Origin of the sequence: Acidovorax sp. DW039 (genome assembly GCF_037101375.1) — a bacterium.
Lineage (GTDB): Bacteria > Pseudomonadota > Gammaproteobacteria > Burkholderiales > Burkholderiaceae_C > Acidovorax.
Genome location: NZ_AP029019.1, coordinates 1,954,218 through 1,974,072, shown reverse-complemented (window position 1 = coordinate 1,974,072; position 19,855 = coordinate 1,954,218). Strand labels below are relative to the sequence as shown.

The 19,855-nt window shown below is 63.3% G+C and carries 17 protein-coding genes; 13 read left to right on the top strand and 4 right to left on the bottom strand.

What is annotated here, in order from left to right; translation table 11 throughout:
• The first annotated feature begins 75 nt into the window (after nucleotides 1-75).
• From AACH87_RS08845 to AACH87_RS08825, 5 genes are all read left to right on the top strand, one after another.
• Complete coding sequence (locus AACH87_RS08845; RefSeq protein ID WP_338798430.1) at nucleotides 76-903, top strand: proteasome-type protease; 828 nt, start codon at nucleotides 76-78, stop codon at nucleotides 901-903.
• 50 nt (nucleotides 904-953) lie between these two features.
• Nucleotides 954-1,802, top strand: a complete 849-nt coding sequence (locus AACH87_RS08840) for an alpha/beta hydrolase (protein ID WP_338798429.1) — start codon at nucleotides 954-956, stop codon at nucleotides 1,800-1,802.
• Between the two features lie 215 nt (nucleotides 1,803-2,017).
• Nucleotides 2,018-2,830 carry a carotenoid biosynthesis protein gene (locus tag AACH87_RS08835; protein WP_338798427.1) on the top strand — a complete coding sequence of 271 codons (813 nt, stop codon included), beginning with the start codon at nucleotides 2,018-2,020 and terminating at the stop codon, nucleotides 2,828-2,830.
• Nucleotides 2,827-4,263: an oxygenase MpaB family protein gene (locus tag AACH87_RS08830; RefSeq protein ID WP_338798425.1), complete on the top strand. Its 1,437-nt coding sequence runs from the start codon at nucleotides 2,827-2,829 to the stop codon at nucleotides 4,261-4,263. The genes AACH87_RS08835 and AACH87_RS08830 overlap by 4 nt, the downstream gene beginning before the upstream one ends.
• 42 nt (nucleotides 4,264-4,305) lie before the next feature.
• Nucleotides 4,306-6,192 carry a diguanylate cyclase gene (locus AACH87_RS08825; protein ID WP_338798424.1) on the top strand — a complete coding sequence of 629 codons (1,887 nt, stop codon included), beginning with the start codon at nucleotides 4,306-4,308 and terminating at the stop codon, nucleotides 6,190-6,192.
• 63 nt (nucleotides 6,193-6,255) lie between these two features.
• Here AACH87_RS08825 and AACH87_RS08820 read toward each other — a convergent pair whose 3' ends face one another.
• A complete protein-coding gene (locus AACH87_RS08820) occupies nucleotides 6,256-7,182 on the bottom strand; it encodes a MipA/OmpV family protein (RefSeq protein WP_338798422.1) in 927 nt (308 codons plus the stop codon).
• Between the two features lie 17 nt (nucleotides 7,183-7,199).
• Nucleotides 7,200-8,024 (bottom strand): undecaprenyl-diphosphate phosphatase, encoded by an 825-nt coding sequence (locus AACH87_RS08815; protein ID WP_338798421.1) that lies wholly within the window; start codon nucleotides 8,022-8,024, stop codon nucleotides 7,200-7,202.
• A 294-nt stretch (nucleotides 8,025-8,318) separates the two neighbouring features.
• Between AACH87_RS08815 and AACH87_RS08810 the strand changes: the two genes are divergently transcribed.
• The 8 genes from AACH87_RS08810 to AACH87_RS08775 all read left to right on the top strand — a co-directional run bounded on the left by AACH87_RS08810 (nucleotide 8,319) and on the right by AACH87_RS08775 (nucleotide 14,599).
• Nucleotides 8,319-8,741, top strand: a complete 423-nt coding sequence (locus AACH87_RS08810) for a DUF2306 domain-containing protein (RefSeq protein ID WP_338798420.1) — start codon at nucleotides 8,319-8,321, stop codon at nucleotides 8,739-8,741.
• A 67-nt stretch (nucleotides 8,742-8,808) separates the two neighbouring features.
• Nucleotides 8,809-9,108, top strand: a complete 300-nt coding sequence (locus tag AACH87_RS08805; RefSeq protein WP_338798419.1) for a 2TM domain-containing protein — start codon at nucleotides 8,809-8,811, stop codon at nucleotides 9,106-9,108.
• 7 nt (nucleotides 9,109-9,115) lie between these two features.
• Entirely contained in the window at nucleotides 9,116-10,192 is a 1,077-nt protein-coding gene (locus AACH87_RS08800; protein WP_338798418.1) for a dienelactone hydrolase, read from the top strand.
• A gap of 78 nt (nucleotides 10,193-10,270) precedes the next feature.
• Nucleotides 10,271-10,576 (top strand): 2TM domain-containing protein, encoded by a 306-nt coding sequence (locus AACH87_RS08795; RefSeq protein ID WP_338798416.1) that lies wholly within the window; start codon nucleotides 10,271-10,273, stop codon nucleotides 10,574-10,576.
• Nucleotides 10,573-11,664, top strand: coding sequence for a histidine kinase (locus tag AACH87_RS08790; RefSeq protein WP_338798415.1), 1,092 nt, complete (start codon nucleotides 10,573-10,575; stop codon nucleotides 11,662-11,664). The genes AACH87_RS08795 and AACH87_RS08790 overlap by 4 nt, the downstream gene beginning before the upstream one ends.
• Entirely contained in the window at nucleotides 11,661-12,527 is an 867-nt protein-coding gene (locus tag AACH87_RS08785; protein ID WP_338798414.1) for a LytTR family DNA-binding domain-containing protein, read from the top strand. The genes AACH87_RS08790 and AACH87_RS08785 overlap by 4 nt, the downstream gene beginning before the upstream one ends.
• Nucleotides 12,528-12,678: 151 nt before the next feature.
• Complete coding sequence (locus AACH87_RS08780) at nucleotides 12,679-13,947, top strand: putative Na+/H+ antiporter (RefSeq protein WP_338798413.1); 1,269 nt, start codon at nucleotides 12,679-12,681, stop codon at nucleotides 13,945-13,947.
• A 403-nt stretch (nucleotides 13,948-14,350) separates the two neighbouring features.
• Complete coding sequence (locus tag AACH87_RS08775) at nucleotides 14,351-14,599, top strand: hypothetical protein (protein WP_338798412.1); 249 nt, start codon at nucleotides 14,351-14,353, stop codon at nucleotides 14,597-14,599.
• A gap of 74 nt (nucleotides 14,600-14,673) precedes the next feature.
• On the opposite strand, the gene AACH87_RS08770 is transcribed toward AACH87_RS08775, so the two are convergent.
• Nucleotides 14,674-16,191, bottom strand: coding sequence for an efflux transporter outer membrane subunit (locus AACH87_RS08770; protein WP_338798411.1), 1,518 nt, complete (start codon nucleotides 16,189-16,191; stop codon nucleotides 14,674-14,676).
• On the bottom strand, nucleotides 16,191-19,337 hold the full coding sequence (locus AACH87_RS08765; RefSeq protein WP_338798409.1) for an efflux RND transporter permease subunit: 3,147 nt from the start codon (nucleotides 19,335-19,337) through the stop codon (nucleotides 16,191-16,193). The genes AACH87_RS08770 and AACH87_RS08765 overlap by 1 nt, the downstream gene beginning before the upstream one ends.
• Nucleotides 19,338-19,855 lie beyond the last annotated feature (518 nt).

The following is a 19,855-nucleotide window of genomic DNA, read 5'->3' as shown; positions in this document are numbered from 1 at the left end:
CTGCCGCATGGGCGACCCCGCCCATGGGGGGCGGCGCACTACACTCCACGCTTTGTCTTTTTCCCGATTCGATCCATGACGTACTGCGTCGCCATCAAACTCAACGCCGGGCTGGTGTTCCTGTCCGATTCCCGAACCAACGCAGGCCTGGACCAGATCAGCTCTTTCCGCAAGATGATGATCTACGAGAAGACGGGCGACCGCTTCATGGTGCTGCTGTCGGCAGGCAACCTGAGCATCTCCCAGTCGGTGCGTGAAATCTTGCAGACCACCCAGGTCAAGGACCGCGAAGACGGCGAGCCCATCACCATCTGGAACGCCAAGAGCATGTTTGACGCCGCCCGCGTGCTGGGTGCTGCCGTGCGCCATGTGCATGACCGTGATGGGGCTGCGCTCAAGCGCTCGGGCGTGGACTTCAATGTGTCGCTGGTGTTTGGCGGCCAGATCAAGGGCGAGGGCATGCGCCTGTTCCAGGTCTACTCGGCGGGCAACTTCATCGAAGCGACTTCGGAGACGCCCTACTTCCAGGTCGGCGAGTCCAAATACGGCAAGCCCGTGCTTGACCGCGTGCTGACGCCCGACACCCCGCTGGACGAAGCCGCCAAGTGCGCGCTGGTGTCCATGGACAGCACGCTCAAGTCCAACCTGTCGGTGGGCCTGCCGCTGGACCTGGTGGTGTACGAAGTGGACCGTTTCGGCACCGACAAGGTGGTCTGCATTGACGAGAACAACCCGTACTTCCGCATGCTGCACGACAGCTGGGGCCAGAAGCTGCGGCAGGTGTTTGACAGCATTGAAGACCCGGCCTGGAACGGTGGCAGCACGCAAGCCCCCATCCTCGCAGCGTCCACCCGCAGCAAGCCGCTCAAGAAGATCACCACGCCGCAAGACAAGCTGATCTGATCGACCGGTACAGGCCAAGACAACGCTGAACACCACTTCACCGCCACACCATGCCCCGCCTGTCACCATCGCCTTCCATCCAGCCGGGCACGCTGCCCGTGGTGTTCTCTCACGCCAACAGCTTCCCGGCAGGTACCTACCGGCTGTTGTTCTCCCATTTGCGGGCGCGGGGCATGGACGTCAGCGCGGTGGAGCGCTTTGGGCACGCCCCCCAGTACCCGGTCACCAACAACTGGCCGCATCTGGTGCAGCAGCTGGCGGACTTCGCCCAAACCCAGGTGCAGCGCCTGGAGGGGCCGGTGTTTCTGGTCGGCCATTCACTGGGGGGCTTTTTGAGTGTGATGACAGCAGCCCGCCACCCCGAGCTGGTGCGAGGCGTGGTGCTGATCGACTCGCCCTTGATTGGCGGCTGGCGCGCCAACGCGCTGGGCGTGGCCAAAACCACCCAGGTGGTGGGTTCGCTCTCCCCCGGCAAGATCAGCAGCCGCAGGCGTGACAGCTGGGCCAGCAACGAAGAGGCGCTGGAACATTTCCGCAAGAAAAAGGCGTTTGCGCGCTGGCACCCCCAGGTGCTGCAGGACTACGTCGAGCACGGACTGGTAGACCAAGGTGACAAGCGGGTGCTGCTTTTTGACCGTGCGGTGGAAACTGCCATCTACAACACCCTGCCCCACAACCTGGGGCATCTGCTGCGCACCCACCCGCTGAAATGCCCTGTGGCCTTCATTGGCGGCCGCGAATCGGATGAGATGCGGCAAGTGGGCATGGCCATGACCCAACGCATCACCCAAGGGCGAATCATGATGCTGGATGGCAGCCACCTCTTCCCGATGGAGCAGCCTTTGGCAACGGCGGCAGCCATTGAGGCGTCGCTGCTGAACCTCTTGGCGGTGGGCTGAAGGCCTGCTGCCTGAAGCAGCGCCGAGTGGAGCAGCTCTGAGAACCTGCTCCAAGAGGGCACACCCGCCATCAGAGATAGGTCCGCATCCCCAGATGCCGACAGCCCCATCTTTACCGCTGTGTGAAAAGCTGGCCTTCCTGCGCGCAAAAAATGTGGCGGCTTTCGGCAACCTTTCCCCTACACTGGGCGGCCGTTACAGGGTGATACATAAACATGCCGATCTCTGCCGTGCGCCTTTCCGCGTTCACTTACCTGCTGTTTGCCGGTTTCATGGTGTACACCGCCATGTCCAGCCACAACAGCGTCACCGTTGCCATCATGGTAGCCTCGCTTCTGATGTTTGCGAGCTGTTGGGCCAGCGCCATCCACCTGCTGGGCAGCAAGGCAGCCCTGCGCTTTGTGGTGATTGCGGTGTGCATGGGCTGGTTCGCCGAGCAGATGGGGGCATCGCGAGGCTGGTTTTTTGGTGATTACTACTACACCGATGTGCTGGGAGCGCGGCTGGGTGATGTTCCGCTGGTAATCCCGCTCATGTGGTTCTCCCTGACCTACGCCGGCTACGTGATCGCCAACCTGATCATCTGGCAAACGCCGGTCTACCACGCTCAGAGTTTGGGGCAGGCAGCGTTCCTGTCGTTTCTCGCAGCCATGGTCGTTACCGCCTTTGACCTCGGCGCAGACCCCTACCTGATCAAGGCACTGGACGCCTGGCGCATGGTGAAGCAGGGTGACTGGTTTGGCGAAACCATGCAGGGCTTTGTGGGCTGGGTGTTTGTGAGCTTCTGCATCGTCAGCACCTTTCGCTGGGCCGTGCGCCATGTTCCGCTCGCACCCACCGCGGGCATGCGCAGGCGCGATGTGCTGGTGCCCTTGGCCATGTACGGCACAGGCATGGTGTTCCAGATGACGCTGGGCGTACCGCCTGAAACACGCGCCATCGCACCTTTTGCCATGGGCATTCCGCTGATGTGCGCGCTGGCAGGCCTGCACCGCTGGGTACCGGCTCGGAAAGGGGCCACCGCATGAACCCCCAATTGCGCGCTGCCAACGAGGCAGAACTCAACGCCATGCAGTTCGACACCGACCCGCTGGCGGATGACACCATGGCCCGCATCCTCGGGCCATGGCCTGCGGGCATCCCCTCACCCGACGCCAGCCAGTGGCAGGCCATTGCCGCCGTCAATCGGGTGTTCGCACTGTGGACCAGCAATGCCAGCCTGCTGCAGTGGAATGCCCAGGATGTGGATGTCCCCTCCGAGATTGCGCAGGCTCTGCAGGACTACATTGCTGCGGGCCAAGTCCTTCCGGCCTGGGCAGACCCCCGAAAGATCCAGCGGGCAGAACAGCTCTTCATGGAGCATGGCGCTCTGTCATGCATTTTGCTGTTCTGCTCCAGCCTGCCCGAGTGCTATGTGATACCCGATCTTTCCAGCGTGCTGCACACCGCAGGCCAGCTGGAGCAGCACACCGAGCACCGTATCCGCTCGACAGCCGCCATGATCTTCCCGGTCATGCTGCACGGAGGGCTCACCCAGCCCGGAGGCAGCGGCATTGCCCAGGTGCTGAAGGTCAGGCTCATCCACGCCACCATCCGCAACCTGATCTTGCGCGGCAATCCGCAAGATGCGAAACACCGCCTGCGCAAGGACGGTGTGCTTCCCGCCCTGCACCTGCCGGCCCAGGCAACACCAACCATGCATCAGGCTTTGTATGCCCGGGGCTGGAACCTTGCCGCCCAGGGAGCACCGTGCAACCAGGAAGAGCTGGCCTACACGCTGCTGACCTTCGGCTATGTGTTCCTGCGCAGCATGCGCAGGCTGGGGATAGGACTGCCCCCGGCCGACGAAGAAGCCTATCTGCACGCATGGAACGTGGTGGGTCACGTACTGGGAATTGACTCGGCCCTGATGGTGCACAACATGCATCAAGGCGAATCCTTGATGGGGCAGATGCAGGCCAGGGGCCGGGCCAGCCCGGTTCAGCCTGACCCCCGCCCCGCACTGGGGGCGGCGTTGATGCAGACCATGGCCAACTCCATTCCCTGGAAGATTGTCAAACCCATGCCATCACTGATGACGCACTACCTGTGTGGCAAGGAAACAGCCCATGACCTGGGGCTGAACGAGACCCATGTCCCATGGCCATCACGCTGGCTGTTCTGGACAGTGCTGCTGCTGGCGCGCTGTGTGGATACGACGGTGCGCCTGATCTCGCCGCAGTTTTCCCTGGTGCGAGCACTCACCCGGGTGCTGGGTTACCATTTCATGAGCCGCGTGTTGATGAACCAGACACGGCCCCTGCAATTGCCCGACCAGCTGCTTAGCCAGATGGACAGCGCGGTGGCAAGCTGGAGTGATGACCCCAAGGCCCCGAGCTGGCTAAACCGCCTGGAAGACCGCTGGACCACCTCAGGGCGATGGACTCTGCGCCGCAAGGCCGCCACTACGGCCCAGCCCTGAGGCTCACCGCAGGACTTTTTTTGCAAAGCGATCTGCTCTTTCTTGCTGCTCTCACCTGCCGTGCTGCTGTCTTTATTCCAATCCCACCTCTCCAGCCTTTTGCGCTGGTGCGTGGGCGCGCGCGGCCTCGGCACGGCGCTGTGGTCCTGCACGGCGCTGTGGTCCTGCACGGTGCTGCTGGCCGCATTGCTGACAGCGGGCAAGACATCTGCCGCCGACACAGCTGCGCCTGATGCACCGGTGGCGGAACAAGCCGCAGAACTGCTTTTTCTGACCGATGAACAGGGGGGAGCCGAGGTATGGCCCTACGTATCCCTGCTCATGGATGCCGAAGGAACGCTGACCGCAGAGCAGGTGCTGCAGCAGCTTGACCGGTTTGAAAAGCCGACCAAAGGCGCAACCCTGGGCGTTCGCAAAGATGCTGTCTGGATTTACTTTCCATTCAAGGTAGCGCCCCACTCCGAAGGACGGTGGATCATCGACATCAACCACCCGGACCTCAACCGGATTGATCTGTGGCTGATGCAGGGTGACAAGGTGGTGGAACGCACCCGCCTGGGCACCGATGTCCCCAAGGCGCAGAGACCCCTGCCGGGGCGCACCCCCATGATGGGGCTGTTGCTGGAGCCCGGACAGACATACCAGGCCCTGCTGCGGGTGCAGACCCGGGGGGCCATGATTTTGCCCATCACGCTGAACACGCCCACAGCCATGCTGCAAAAGGCACTGGATGAGCAGATGCTGCAGGGCGTGCTGACCGGTCTGGCACTGTGCCTGATCTGCTACAGCCTGGCCCAGTGGCTCAGCCTGCGGGAGCCGCTGTTCATCCAGTACGCACTGCTCACCACCGGGAGCCTGCTGTATTCGCTGCACTACTTTGGCATCGGACAGCAGTACCTGTGGGGGCACAGCCCCTGGCTGACCGAGCACGCGGTGGGCCTGGCGTCGTTGATGGCGATCACGGGCAGCTTCCTGTTCATGAGCCAGGCCCTGGAGGGGCACAACCCCTCCAGCCGCTTCCTCAAGGGCATGCGCTGTGGGGCCGTCTTCACCGTTTTTCTTGCACTGGTCTACGCGCTGGACCTGATCTCCCTGAAGGGCCTGTCCATCATCGTCAGCCTGATGGGCCCGCTGCCTGCTGCACTGAGCCTGCCCGGCGCGCTCAGACGCGCCCGCGCCGGAGACAGTGTGGGCGTCACCTTGCTGATTGCATGGTTCATCTATGGCCTGGGCTCGGCCGCCATCATTGCTGTCATCAACGGCGGACTGCCGGTGAACTTCTGGACCACCCATTCGTTCCAGATCTCCGCCACCGTGGACATGCTGCTGTTCATGCGCGTGCTGGGGCTGCGCACCAAGGAGCTGCACATCAAGGCCAAGCACGCAAGCCAGGAGCGCGACGCCATGCATTCACTGGCCCACACCGATGCGCTGACGGGGCTGCCAAACCGGCGCGGTCTGCAGATGGCGCTGTCTGCCGCCCTGTCGCGTGCCACGCAAGACAATCTGCTGGCGGTGTACGTCATGGACCTGGACGGTTTCAAGCCGGTGAACGACCAGCATGGACACGATGTGGGCGATGAACTCCTGGTGGCAGTCACGCGACGCCTGCAGGGTCATCTTCGCCAAAGTGATGTGATCGCCCGGCTGGGTGGTGATGAGTTTGTCGTCATGACGGGCCAGTTGCAGACACCGTCCCAGGCGCATGACCTGGGGCTGAAACTGCTGGAGGCATTCAGCGCCCCCTTTTCGCTGGGGCATATCCAGGTGAAAGTGGGGCTGACCATCGGCTACGCCATCGCCCCCACAGACAGCCATGACGCAGCGGGCTTGCTCAAACTGGCGGACGCGGCCATGTACAGCGGCAAGCAAAGCGGCAAATTCTGCGTGCGGCGCAACACGGGGGACCTTGCACTTTCATCGGTGTAACGGCTCACCTGGAAAAACCGGATTGCTACTGCTGCCAATTCCGGGTGGCTTGCGGATACCCGTTTACTTGCAGCACCGGTACGCCAACCCTACCGATGCCGAATAGCCCGTTGGCTGAACGGTAAGCGGGCTTCGGCGCGCATCCCCTTGGAGCTGCGAGACACGCACACCCGCCAGCGCCACCCAATGGCGGCTCAGCGCAGTCATCACATCCACTCCGGCATCCACGCTGTAGAGCCCTGCCTTGGGCTCAAACGCTGGCAGGCGACTGGTGCTGCCAGCCGCAGCTACCGGAACCCCGAAATGGCTGCGCAGGTACTGGCCGTCGGCAAATCCGGCCCCCACACCCAGCGACACCCGGGTTTGCTCAGAATACGGAAAGCTGTAGCCCAGATTGGTGGAGAGCAGCATGCCCCCGTCACGGCCCAGAATGTCCTGCGAAACCCCAGCCCCCACCGACCAGCGGGAGGTGATGGCATACCCCGCACTCAATCTGGCACGCAAGGTGGATCGCACAGGCGGCAATCCCTGCCGCATGGGGGAGTCCGAGGCGTCCTCCCCCTGGTCAATGCGCAAAGAAGCACTGAGGTTGAAGCGATCACCCTGCGCCAGGGTGGCACTGGCGCCCGACTCGGATCGGGCCGCCAAACCATGGCCCAGCATGGCGCTCCCCCGCGATGAACTCAGCCGGAAGCGCCCATATTCCAGGGCCCAGGCAGGCCTCAGGGAATAAGAGCGCCCGGCCCCACCGGCATAGTCTGGGCTGGAGCCAACTATGCCGCCCAACACATAGTGCAAAGCAGGCTTGGGAGCCGCTGCAGAGTCAGCAGCAACTGCAGGGGCTACCTCTTCAACCGGCACAGCCACCTCCGACGGCTGCTGGGCGTGTATTGGCATCCACACCCCGCACAGCGCCCAGTACAGCGCCGCGCACAATGGTTTGCGCGCATGGCCCAGCCACGGCTTTGCAGACGCTGCCCGATGAGGCATGGCGCTCCATCGCGCCATCAATCGGCCCATTGCACCCACCCCATCCAGGCGGTGACCAGAACGACCACGCCAAACACAATGCGGTAGTAGGCAAAGGGCACAAAGCTGTGGGTGCTGATGTAACGCAGCAACCACCGCACGCACAGCCAGGCACTCACAAACGAAAACACCAGCCCGGTGAGGAACATCGGCACATCCGCCATGGACAGCAGCGCACGCTCTTTGTAGAGGCTGTAGACCCCAGCCCCGATCAAAGTCGGGATGGCCAGGAAGAACGAAAAGTCGGTGGCCGCCTTGCGGGAGAGCCCCAGCAACATGCCACCGATGATGGTAGAGCCACTGCGGCTGGTGCCGGGCACCATGGCAAGGCATTGCACCAGGCCCACTTTCAGGGCGTCCAGCGGCGTCATGTCGTCCACCGTCTGGATCCGGGTGGCGACCGGAGCCCTGCGCTCAGCCCACAAAATGATGAAGCCCCCCAGGATGAAAGTGGTGGCTACCACCACGGGGGTGAACAGATGCGCCTTGATCGCCTTGCCAAACAACAGGCCCAACACCACCGCAGGAAGAAAGCCGATCAATACATTGACGGCAAACCGCTGGGCCTGGCGCTGGCTGGGCAAGGCCACCAGCGTGGCCTGAATCTTCTGCCAGTACACCAGGATCACAGCGAAGATGGCACCGGTCTGGATCGCAATGTCGAACACCTTGGCCTTGGCATCATCAAAACCCAGCAGCGAGCCCGCCAGGATGAGGTGACCCGTCGATGAGATGGGAAGAAACTCCGTCAGGCCTTCCACCACACCCATGACGGCAGCCTTGGCCAGCAAAACGATATCCACGCGCAATCCTTCAGGCCCGGCGGGCCGGTAAAAGACCAAATTATCGTCTCGCAGCGGCGGGCTCAAAACGACGATTGCCGCATGCGCCGTTGCAGGAGGTGAAAGCAAGACCACCACGCAGAACAAGGAAACCAGAAGAGCTGTGCAGGCCGCTTGCCGCGATGCCGCATGCAACTCGCGCAGGCCAGACAGCACTTCGCGCCCTGCCGCCGCAGCCTGTCGCAAATCGCTATCGGTGCCGGGCTGCTGTGGGCACAGTCACGTCATCCGAGTCACCCCGCACCGATGACCACCATGACCACGCTGTCCAACCTCTCTCCCGCCGTCACCATCCACCTGACTGCAGCGCTGCTGGCTGTTGCCATAGGCCCGGTCGCCCTGTGGGCACGCCTGGGTAAAACCCAGCGCACCCGCCTGCATCGCGCAGCGGGGTATGCGTGGGTCACCCTCATGGTGCTGACCGCCCTTTCTGCCCTGTTCATCAGCGGGGACAAGGGCCCGCGCCTGGCAGGCTTTGGCCCCATCCACCTTCTGGTGCCGTTCTCGCTGGGGATGATTGCCCTGTCTTTGCGTTACCTGGTCCAGGGCAACATCCAGGCCCATCGCAAGACCATGCAACAGGTGTACCTGGGAGCCTGTGTGGTCGCCGGGATTTTCACCCTGCTACCGCAGCGCCTGCTGGGCCATTGGCTGTGGAGCAGCCTCGGTTTGATCTGAGGACAGGTTCACGCCGCATCTCCTCATCGTTCCAAGCACTTTTCCATCACCTCCAAGGAGCCTCGCCATGAGACACGATCTGCGCCATTACCCCACTGACCACGCTGCCGACCACGCCATGGACCCGCTGGAACGCACCGCCCGCCGCCGGGCAGCGGCCAAGCTGGGTTGGTACATCCACGCCATGGTGTTCATTGCCGTGAATCTGCTGCTGGGTGTTTTGTCAGCGGCATCCGGCAAATCCTGGGCCGTGTTTCCAGCCATGGGCTGGGGGCTGGGCCTGGTGATCCACGGTGTGGTGGTGTTTGCACGCACTGGCGGCTGGTATGAACGACTGCTGCGGGCCGAACGTGCACGTCTGGGTTAACACGGCCATGCAACTCGCCAGCCCCCCCTGGGCTCGACTCATCTTGCGTCTACTGATCAGCAGTGTGGCGCTCTCCACGCCGCTCTGGGCCGCAGCCGGAACCGGCCTAGCCACCCTGCCCGGAAGGGAAGGCGATGAACCGGTGACCATTTTCTACCCCACCCAGAACACCGACCAAGCGGTGGAGTGGGGTCCATTCACACTCCAGCTCGCGCCGGGGGCTGCGCCCCAGCCGGGTAACGGGCGACTCGTGGTGTTTTCGCATGGCTCGGGTGGGGCACCCTGGGTCCACACCGACATAGCCCGGCGTCTGACGGCGGCGGGGTTTGTGGTTGCAATGCCCCTGCACCGGGGAGATAACTACAAGGACACCTCCACCCCCGGTCCGCAAAGCTGGCGCAGACGACCATCAGAGGTCTCCAGGGCCATCGATGCGGTGTCCATGTCGCCAGTATTCAGCGCAATACTGCAACTCGATAAGGTCGGCGTTGTCGGCCAGTCAGCAGGGGGACACACGGCTCTCAGTCTGGCAGGCGGTGTGTGGTCACCTGCCCGATTCCTCTCGCATTGCCTGAAGCATCTGGACGAAGATTTCAACGCATGCGTGGGCACCTACACCCGGCTGACAGGGGGGTGGCTTGACCCCATCAAGAAAGCGTCGGCACGCGGTGTGCTGCGCCAGCGCTTTGATGATCCAGAACCCGTGCAAGCGCATGACCCACGCATCGCGGTCGCAGTGGCAGGCGTACCGGCTTCTGCCGACTTTGATCTGGAGTCCCTGCGTAATCCCCGCATTCCCGTGGGCCTGGTCACTGCAGGCAGAGACATTTGGCTCACGCCTCGATGGCATGGCGAAGCAGTCGCTGCGGCATGCGCGTCGTGCGAACGGTTGGCCCACCTGCCAGAGGCTGGGCATAGCATCATGCTCTCTCCGCCGCCACCCTTGCATCTTCTGGATGACACCAGCCGACATCTTCTTGCAGACCCCGAGGGCTTCGACAGATCAGTGCTGCAAGCCATGGACCAGCACATCATCGACTTTCTGAGCAGGCACCTTTTGCCGCTGGCAGGGGCCCAGCGTTAGCACAAGGAGAAGCGCCCGATAGCGCCAACCCGCGCGGGATTTCTCCCTAGAATCGGTCAACACCGTATAAGGCCTTACATGTCTCCTCCCCTATCACCCGAAGCTCTGGAGGCCCTGGCCCACCGGCGTGCCCAGGCCAAGCTGGGCTGGTATGCACATGCAGCCATCTATGTGGTGGTGAACCTGGTGGTATTCGCCATGTCGGTGTATGCGTTCGGTTCGCGCCCCTGGTCCGTGTATCCCCTGCTGGGCTGGGGACTGGGTGTGGCTCTGCATGGCATCTCGGTGTTTGTGCTGGGCAGTGGCAGCTCGGTACGAGAACGCATGGTGCAGCGTGAGCGTGAAGCCCTGAAGCGCCAGCAGGACCGCGCGGATCAGCCATGATCCCCCGCGCCATCGACTGGATCAGCAAGCTGCGGCACTTTCTGCAAGTGCTGGCTTTCACGCTGGCGGTCGCCACGATCCAGTACGCGTTCATGCCCGAGCGCAACTACGGCACCATGGTGCTGTATTCGGTGCTTATCGGCAGCTTCACCTGGGCGACGATTGACCTGGGGCGGGAGTGGATTCCATCTGCTGCCGAAACCGGGTGGCCCATCGGTTGGCAGGGGCCCGCACTGGTCTTTGCGGGCATCGCCACCGGCTATCTGGCAGGAACACACCTGGGCGATCTGCTGTGCAGGCAATACCTGGATCTGCCTACCAGCAATCCCCCCAGCCTGCGCACTTCGCTCCTCATCACGGTGCTGGCAGGTGTGGCGGGCAGCTACTACTTCTACAGCGTTCACAAGTCCAGCTACCTGGAAGGCAAGATGGCCGAGGCACGCCTGCATGCCAGCGAGGCACGCCTGAAACTGCTGGAGACGCAGCTGGAGCCGCACATGCTGTTCAACACGCTGGCCAACCTGAGGGCGTTGATCGGCGTAGACCCGCAGCAGGCGCAGACCATGCTGGACCACCTGATCGCCTACCTGCGTGCCACGCTGATGGCGTCCCGCGCCACGCAGCATCCGCTGGCGGACGAGTTTGACCGGCTGCGCGACTATCTGGAGCTGATGGCGGTGCGCATGGGCCCGCGCCTGCGCTTCACGCTGGATCTGCCGCAGGCGCTGCGCGAGGCTCCGGTGCCTCCTCTGCTGCTGCAGCCCCTGGTGGAAAACGCCATCCGGCATGGCCTGGAGCCCCAGGTGAGCGGAGGGCTCATCACTGTCAGCGCCCGCCTGGAACGGGGTGCAGAAGCACCGGCCACAGCCCCACCGCAGCTGGTTCTGGAAGTGCACGACACCGGCGCGGGGTTGAATATGGGACGTCATTCCAGCCACTCCACTGCAGGCACGCACTTTGGGCTGGTGCAGGTGCGTGAGCGGCTGGCTACGCTGTATGGCAGCGCGGCCACTCTTGAATTGATAGCAGCCAGCGCTGGTGGTACAAGCGCTACCGTGCGTTTCCCCTTACAACCTGCACAGCCATGACCCTTGCACCCCGCGCCCTGATCGCTGAAGACGAACCGCTGCTGGCTGCTGCGCTGCGCAGCGAGCTACAGCGAGCATGGCCTGAGCTGCAGATCGTGGCCCAGGTGGGCGACGGTCTTTCAGCGGTAGAGCAATCTCTTGCGCTGCGCCCCGACGTGCTTTTCTTTGACATCCGCATGCCAGGGCAAACCGGGTTGGAAGCCGCACTGGAACTGGCCGATGCCTGGCCAGCGCAACAGCCCTTCCCCGCTCTGGTCTTTGTTACCGCCTACGACCAATACGCTGTGCAGGCGTTTGAAGCCCAGGCGGTGGACTACCTGCTCAAGCCCGTACAAAGCGCGCGCCTGGAAAAGGCAGTGCAAAAACTGCGCAAAAAGCTCATGGATCAAGCGCAGGCAGCTATCAATTCAGTAGCGAATGTGTCCTCCATGGGGCTGGACGTACAGCGCACCGTGGACCAGTTGCGCGAATTGCTGACCAGTTCTGCGCTGCAAGCGCCTTCTTTGCCGCCTTCGCCCTCTGCTGCAACACGCCCCCCTGCCCTGTCCATCATCCAGGCCAGCCAAGGCACTCAGATCCACATGGTGCCTGTGGCGGATGTGGTGTATTTCGAAGCCGCAGACAAGTATGTGCGCGTGCTGACCGCAGAGCATGAATACCTCATACGCACGCCGCTGAAAGAGCTGATTGAGCAGCTCGACCCACAACAGTTCTGGCAGGTGCACCGCAGCACGCTGGTGCGCGCCAGTGCCATCACCTCCGTGATGCGGGACGAGGGAGGCAAGCTGCACCTGAGCCTGCGCCACAGGCCTGAAAAGCTGGCCGTGAGCAGGCTCTACGCGCACCTGTTCAAGGCGATGTAGCGCCAGTGCACGGAAGTAGCAGTAGCGCCTTCCTCCTACCCGGCTTGGCAACTGCCAGCGATTAAAATATGCGCTGGGTGTCTGCGCAAATCGGCGCAACAGGTACAGCGAAGGTCGGGCCGCCTCGCGGTTTTTTCACGCCCCGTACCGCATGAACACCCCTCTGGTCCAATGGATGGCCGCCACGCTGTTTGCCGTGGCCTTGCTCCACACTTTCTCCGTCAAGTTTTTCGAGCGACTCTCGCACCGCTACCCACGCCACGCCGGGCTTTTTCATTTGCTGGGCGAGGTGGAGGTCGTCTTCGGTTTCTGGGCCATGGTGCTCATCGTTGCCATGGCCATGGCCGCGGGCGGATCCGAAGCGCTGGAATATGCGGAGTCGCGCAACTACACCGAGCCCCTGTTTGTGTTCGTGGTCATGGTGATTGCCGCGTCGCGCCCCGTGCTGCGCAGCGTCATGGCGGTGGTCGCCACACTGGCGCGTATCACGCCCCTCCCCACACCGTTGGTCACTGCCTGGCTGGGGCTGGCGGCGGTGCCGCTGCTGGGATCGCTGATCACCGAGCCCGCCGCCATGACGATTGCAGCGCTCATGCTAGCCCCACAGATCTTCCGAACGGAAGTGCCCGAGCGCGCCAAGTATCTGGCCTTGGGTGTACTGTTTGTCAACGTCTCCATTGGCGGCACGCTCACCTCTTATGCCGCACCGCCCGTGCTGATGGTGGCAGCCACATGGGGCTGGGACAGCCTGTTCATGCTGACCACGTTTGGCTGGAAGGCGGCCATTGCGGTTCTCATCAACGCGACCGTGTGCACGTTGGTCCTGCGCCGCCATCTGCCCAGTGCAGAGGCCATGGCAGCAGGGTTGAAGGCCAGCGATCAAGCGAAGATGCCCGTCTCGGTAGCTGCGGTACACATCACCCTGCTGGCGCTGGTGGTGCTGTTTGCGCATCACCCGGTTGTGTTCATGGGCCTCTTTCTGCTGTTCCTGGGCTACACACAGGCCTACAGCACCCACCAGAGCCGCCTCATCATCAAGGAAGCCCTGCTGGTGGGCTTCTTCCTCGCGGGGCTGGTGGTGCTGGGCGGCATGCAGCAATGGTGGCTGCAACCCATCGTCTCGGGGCTGGAGCCGCTGGCCCTGTTCGCTGGCGCGCTGGGGTTGACGGCCATTACCGACAACGCCGCACTGACCTACCTGGGCTCGCTCATTGAAGGGATTTCCCCCGCTGCGCAGTACATGCTGGTGGCCGGTGCCGTGGCGGGCGGGGGGCTGACGGTGATTGCCAACGCCCCCAACCCGGCAGGCGTAGCGTTGCTGAAGAACGGGTTCGCGGATCAGACAGTGGGAGCCGGAGGGCTGCTGCTGGGGGCACTGGGCCCTACCGCAGTGGCGGCGCTTGCTCTGGCCTGCCTGTAGTGCAGGTACCACGACTGTCTGTTGAGACTGACTCAACAAGGATGAGCGAAATCTTCCAACCCTTGAAGTCACCGCTTCAGCGGGGAATCTTTCTGAATATGCGGGACCTGCTATCGATGACTTCGAGGCTGCACTCGGACAGTGCTCTCAAGTTTCATTGATTTCATTCTGACCTCGCTGATCTATTTTCAGAATATCAAAGATACGTAAATCGCCAATATCAAATGATTTAACAAAGACTTTATATTTATTATCCAATACCATATTTCCAAAATATTGAACGAGAACCGCGAGTCACCAATTCAACCGATCGTTCACTTTTGGTTAACAGATGTTTAATCGACTGGTCATTTTTAGTTGCCAAGTTCACAATCAAAATCTTGACTTTCTGAGGAAGTGAACAATGCCACTTGAATTGATGCTCTCAATCGCGGAAAGTCCGTTGCCCAAAATCATTGAAGACACTGCAGAGATCGACAAACTCCGGATTTTGGTGGCCGCGCAATTGGTGACGGCCCATTTACCCGATGTGCATTCGCCCATCCAAAAGGCAGAGGTCACCAGCGTCACGCCCCAAGGTCGTGCCGCACTCGAAAAAGCCTATCTGGATCTGAACCTGCCGAACCTGCCGAACCTGCCCACAGAGGTGTAGTGCCTTGAGTTGGGGGTTTCTGGTTGGAACCTCCAACTGAATGCACCCGATGAAGGTCACATCAAACCTTCGCACTATTGCGGCTGACTGGCGGTCTTTGCCTGTACCTGCAGAGGCTCCCAGCTTCCAGCCACGTTTTTCAGCAAGGTGTTGACGGCTGCCAGGCGGCGGTTGCGCACATCCGTGAGGCTGCGCTGGGCCGACAGCACCGTGGCCTGCGCTGTGATCACGTTCAGATACCCCACCGTGCCCGCCCGGTACTGGTTGTTGACCACATCCAGCGCGCGCTGTGCAGCCGCCAGCGCCTCCATCTGGAGTTGCTGCTCCTGCGCCAGGGCTGCGGCGGCCGTCAGGTTGTCTTCCACCTCCTGCAGGGCTGTAAGCACCGTCTGCCGATAGGTGGCGGCAGCCTGCTCGTTGGAAGCGCGGGCCGACTCCACTGCGGCGCTGCGCGCACCGCCGTCAAACAACGATAGCGCCAGCTGCGGCCCCAGGGACCAGAACAGGTTGGGCGCGTTGAACAGATTCGACAGCTCCGAGCCGCGGTACCCCGCGCTGCCCGTCAGCGTCAAGGCCGGGAAGAACGCTGCCTTGGCCACGCCAATTTGCGCGTTGGCGGCAGCCACCCGGCGCTCTGCGGCGGCAATGTCGGGGCGGCGCTCCAGCAGTTGCGATGGCAATTGCGCGGGCACGGTGGGTGGCGTGGGCAGCAAGCCCGTGGGCTGCACGCTGAAACTTGCAGGGGCCTGCCCCACCAGGGCAGCCAGGGCGTGCTCCAGCTGGGTGCGTGTGGTTTCAGCCTCCAGCAACTGCACCTGGGTGGACTTGTATTGCGACTCGGCCTGCGCCACATCGGCTACAGAGGCAACGCCTGCCTGCTGGCGGTTGCGCGTCAGCTCCCAACTGCGGTCATAGGCCTGCAGGGTTTCACGCAGGATCTGCGCATTGGCCTCGGCCGCACGCAGCGAAAAATAGGTCTGCGCCACGCTGGCCTGCACCGAAAGGCGCATGGCCGCCAGGTCGTCTGCGCTGGCCTGGGCGGATGCCTGGGCCGCGTCTACGGTGCTGGCAATGCGGCCCCACAGGTCCAGCTCCCAGCTGGCATTCAGCCCTATCGAATGGCTGGTGCTCAAGCGCGCACTGGTGCTGCCATCCGCCGCCTGCGTGCCGCTGCGAGCGCGTGATGTGCTGGCCGTCGCCCCCAGGGTGGGCAACTGGCTTGCACTGCTGCTGGCCACCGCCGCCTGCGCGGCGCGCAGCCGAGCCAGCGAAAGCGCAATGTTCTGGTTGCCCGCAGCAGCCTGGTCTTGCAAGGCATTGAGCGTGGCATCGCCATACAGCGTCCACCATGCAGCAGGCACTGTGCTGGCAGATGGCGCAGTCTGTGCGGCTTGCGCAGGCTGCCACACGCCTGCGGCGGTGGCGGCCAGCGATTCCTTGTACTGTGCAGGAACCTGCAGTGCAGGCCGCTCGTACACCGGCTGGGTACTGCAGGCAGCCAGCACCGCAGCCGCCAGCAGCGTGGTGCCAGAAAGGGCCAAAGAGCGGCGTGGCGCAAGCGCGCGAGGCAGAAGAACAGACAAATCAGACATCACTCATTTCCTTGTAGCGCGGCGGCGGGTGCATGGGATGAGCCCCGCCCCCTGCGCAGTCGGCCCGCGGTGCGGAGCACGCGCAGGCGCAAGCGGTCCAGTGCCACATAGACCACCGGTGTGGTGTAGAGGGTGAGCAGCTGGCTCACCAGCAGCCCGCCCACCACGGCAATGCCCAGGGGCTGGCGCAGTTCGGCCCCATCCGCCCGGTTGATGGCCAGGGGCAGCGCACCAAAGATGGCGGCCATGGTGGTCATGAGGATGGGGCGCAGCCGCAGGCTGCAGGCACGGTAGATGGACTGGGCCGCGCTGCGCGCACCACTGCGCTGCCGCGACAGTGCAAAGTCGATCATCATGATGGCGTTCTTCTTGACGATGCCGATCAGCAGGATGACGCCGATGAGCGCGATGAGCGAGAACTCGGTCTTGAAGAGCATCAGCGCCAGCAGTGCGCCCACGCCCGCAGAAGGCAGCGTGGAGAGGATGGTGAACGGATGCACCAGGTTCTCGTACAGCATGCCCAGCACCAGATAGATCGTGACGATGGCTGCCAGGATGAGCAGCGGTTGCCCCGCCAGGGCCGATTGAAAGGCCCCCGCCGTGCCGCTGAAGGTGCCGCGAATCCCCACCGGCACGCCCAGCTCGGCCACCGCGTTGTTGACCGCATCAGCCGCCTGCGACAGCGACACGCCGGGGGCCAGGCTGAAGCTGATCGTGCTGGCAGGCGTGCCACGCTCATGGTTCACCGACAGCGGTGTATTGGTGGCGGTGATGCGCGCAAACGCCGTCAGGGGCACCTGTTGGCCTGCGCTGTTGACGAAGAAAAAGCCGCGCAGCGTCTCAGGGCTCTGCAGGTATTGCGGCGCTGCCTCCAGCACCACGCGGTACTGGTTGAGGGGGTTGTAGATGACGCCCACCTGCCGCTGCCCGAAGGCGTCGTTCAGCGTGGCGTCGATCTGCGCCATGGTGAGGCCCAGGCGCGTAGCGGCATCCCGGTCAATCACCAGCGTGGTCTGCAGGCCGTAGTCCGATACATCGCTGTTCACGTCCTCCAGCTCAGGCAGTTGCGACAGCACCTGGCGTATGCGTGGCTCCCAGGTGCGCAGTTCGGCAATGTCGTCGGCCTGCAACGTGTAGTCGTACGACGCACTGCTTTGCCTGCCGCCAATGCGGATGTCGCGCTGCGGCACCATGAACAGGCGCGCACCGGGCTCGTTCTTGAGCTGCTCACGCAGCCGCGCAATGACCACGTCTGACGACTCCTGCCCCGGCCCGCGCTTGAGGGTCATGAACATCTGCGCTGCGTTGCGCTGCCAGCCGCCGGTGGAGCCGGTCACATACTCCACCGCGGGGTCTGCCTGCACGATGGCCAGAAAGCGCTGCAGCCGCTGCTCCATGGCCTGGTAAGACGTGGCCTGGTCCGCACGGATGAAACCCGAGATGCGACCCGTGTCCTGCTCAGGCATGAAGCCTTTGTCGATGGCGGTGTAAAGGTACACATTGAGCCCCACCACCCCGGCCAGCACCAGTAGCACCACAGGTTGGTGGCGCAGGCACCACGCCAGGCTGTGCCGGTAGCCGCGCAGGCCCCGCACCTGCCACCGATCCACCCAGGCCGAGAACCGAGCCCAGCGACTTGACGCGCCGACGCCCGGGGAACGCGCTGCATGCGGGCGCAGCAGGGCCGCACACATCATGGGGGTGGTGGTGAGAGAGACCACCAGCGACACCAGAATGGCCGCCGACATGACGATGGCAAATTCACGAAAGAACCGCCCCACGATGCCGCCCATGAACAGGATGGGCACAAACACCGCGATGAGGGAAATGCTCATGGAGACCACGGTGAAGCCAATCTCGCGCGCGCCTTCGAGCGATGCCTGCAGCGCCGACTTGCCCCGTTCCATGTGACGCATGATGTTTTCGAGCACCACAATGGCATCGTCCACCACAAACCCGGTGGCAATGGTCAGCGCCATGAGCGAGAGGTTGTCCAGCGTGTACCCCGCCAGATACATGACCCCAAACGTGCCCGCCAGCGACACCGGCACGGCCACTGCCGGGATGAGCGTGGCGCGCCCGTTGCGCAGGAACAGAAACACCACCAGGATCACCAGCGCCACCGCAATCACCAGCGTGTGCTCCACCTCCTTGACGGATGCGCGCAGCGTGGGCGTGCGGTCAGACACGATCTCAATGTCAATGGCCGCGGGGATGGAGGCCTGCAACTGGGGCAGCAACGCACGCACGCGGTCTACGGCCTCCAGAATGTTGGCACCGGGCTGCTTGAACACCTGCAGCAGGATGGCCGGCTTGCCATTGGCCACGCCAAAGTTGCGCACGTCCTGCACCGAGTCGGTCACATCGGCCACGTCCGACAGGCGGATGGCATTGCCATCCTTCCAGCGCAGCACCAGCGGCGCGTAATCAGCCGCCACGCGGGCCTGGTCGTTGGCGGCGATTTGCCAGTAATGGTCTTCACGCTCCACCGCACCCAGCGGGCGGTTGGCGTTGGTGGTGGTGATGGCGCTGCGCACCTGCTCCAGCGACACCCCGTTGGCCGCGAGCCGTACCGGATCGAGCGACACCCGCACTGCAGGCAGCGCCCCGCCACTGACGGTGGCTTGCCCCACCCCTTCCACCTGCGAGAGCTTTTGCGCCAGCACGGTGGAGGCAGCGTCGTACATCTGCCCCCGCGTGAGCGAGCTGGACGTGAGCGCCAGGATCATGATGGGCGAATCCGCCGGGTTGACCTTGCGGTAGGTCGGATTGCTGGGCATGCCCGTGGGCAGCAGCGTGCGCGCGGCGTTGATGGCGGCCTGCACGTCGCGTGCGGCACTGTCTACGTCGCGGTTCAGGTCAAACTGCAGGGTGATGTTGGTGCTGCCCAGGATGGAGCGCGAGGTGATTTCATTGACCCCGGCAATGGAGCCCAGCGCCCGCTCCAGCGGCGTGGCGACGGTGGCAGCGACTGTGTCAGGGCTGGCACCGGGCAGGCTGGCGCTGACGGAGATGGTGGGGTAATCGACCTGCGGCAGCGGGGCCACAGGCAGCAGGAAGTACGACACCGCACCCACCAGGGCCAGGCCCAGGGTGAGGAGCATGGTGGCGATGGGGCGGTGGATGAAGGGGGTGGAGAGGCTCATGGGGCGGGCCTCTGGTTTTTAAGATGTTTTTGGTCTCTAGCGCTTATAGAATGAGCGCAGGCAGCTATCAAATTGATAGTATTTGCAGGCAATGCAACTACCCGTTCGGGCTGAGCTTGTCGAAGCTGGGGCTTGTGGGTTGATGGGGTGGCATGCCTATGCTGAGGGCGGGTGCCGGGATATGCGCCCGGCGGCGCACCTTCTTTTCTTGCTTCGCCAAGAAAAGAAGGCAAAAGAAGGCGACCCCCAGTCTGCGCCCCCTTCGCGGTGCGAAGGGGCAAACCTGCGGCGGTGCGGCTGCGGGGTGCGCCGTGGAACTCGCTTTGCTGCTGCGCAGCGCCGCTCGGACAACCCCGGCGAGTCAGTTGACGAAGCATGGGCGCTTCGACGCCCATGCCACCCCGCAACCGCACCGCCGCAGGCGCAGCCAGCAGGGGGTTGGGGAGCCGAACAGCCAAACAGCCGTTCGGGTCGTCGCTGCGCTCGACCCTGCCAGTTCCGCGTCCAGCGCGAGGCGC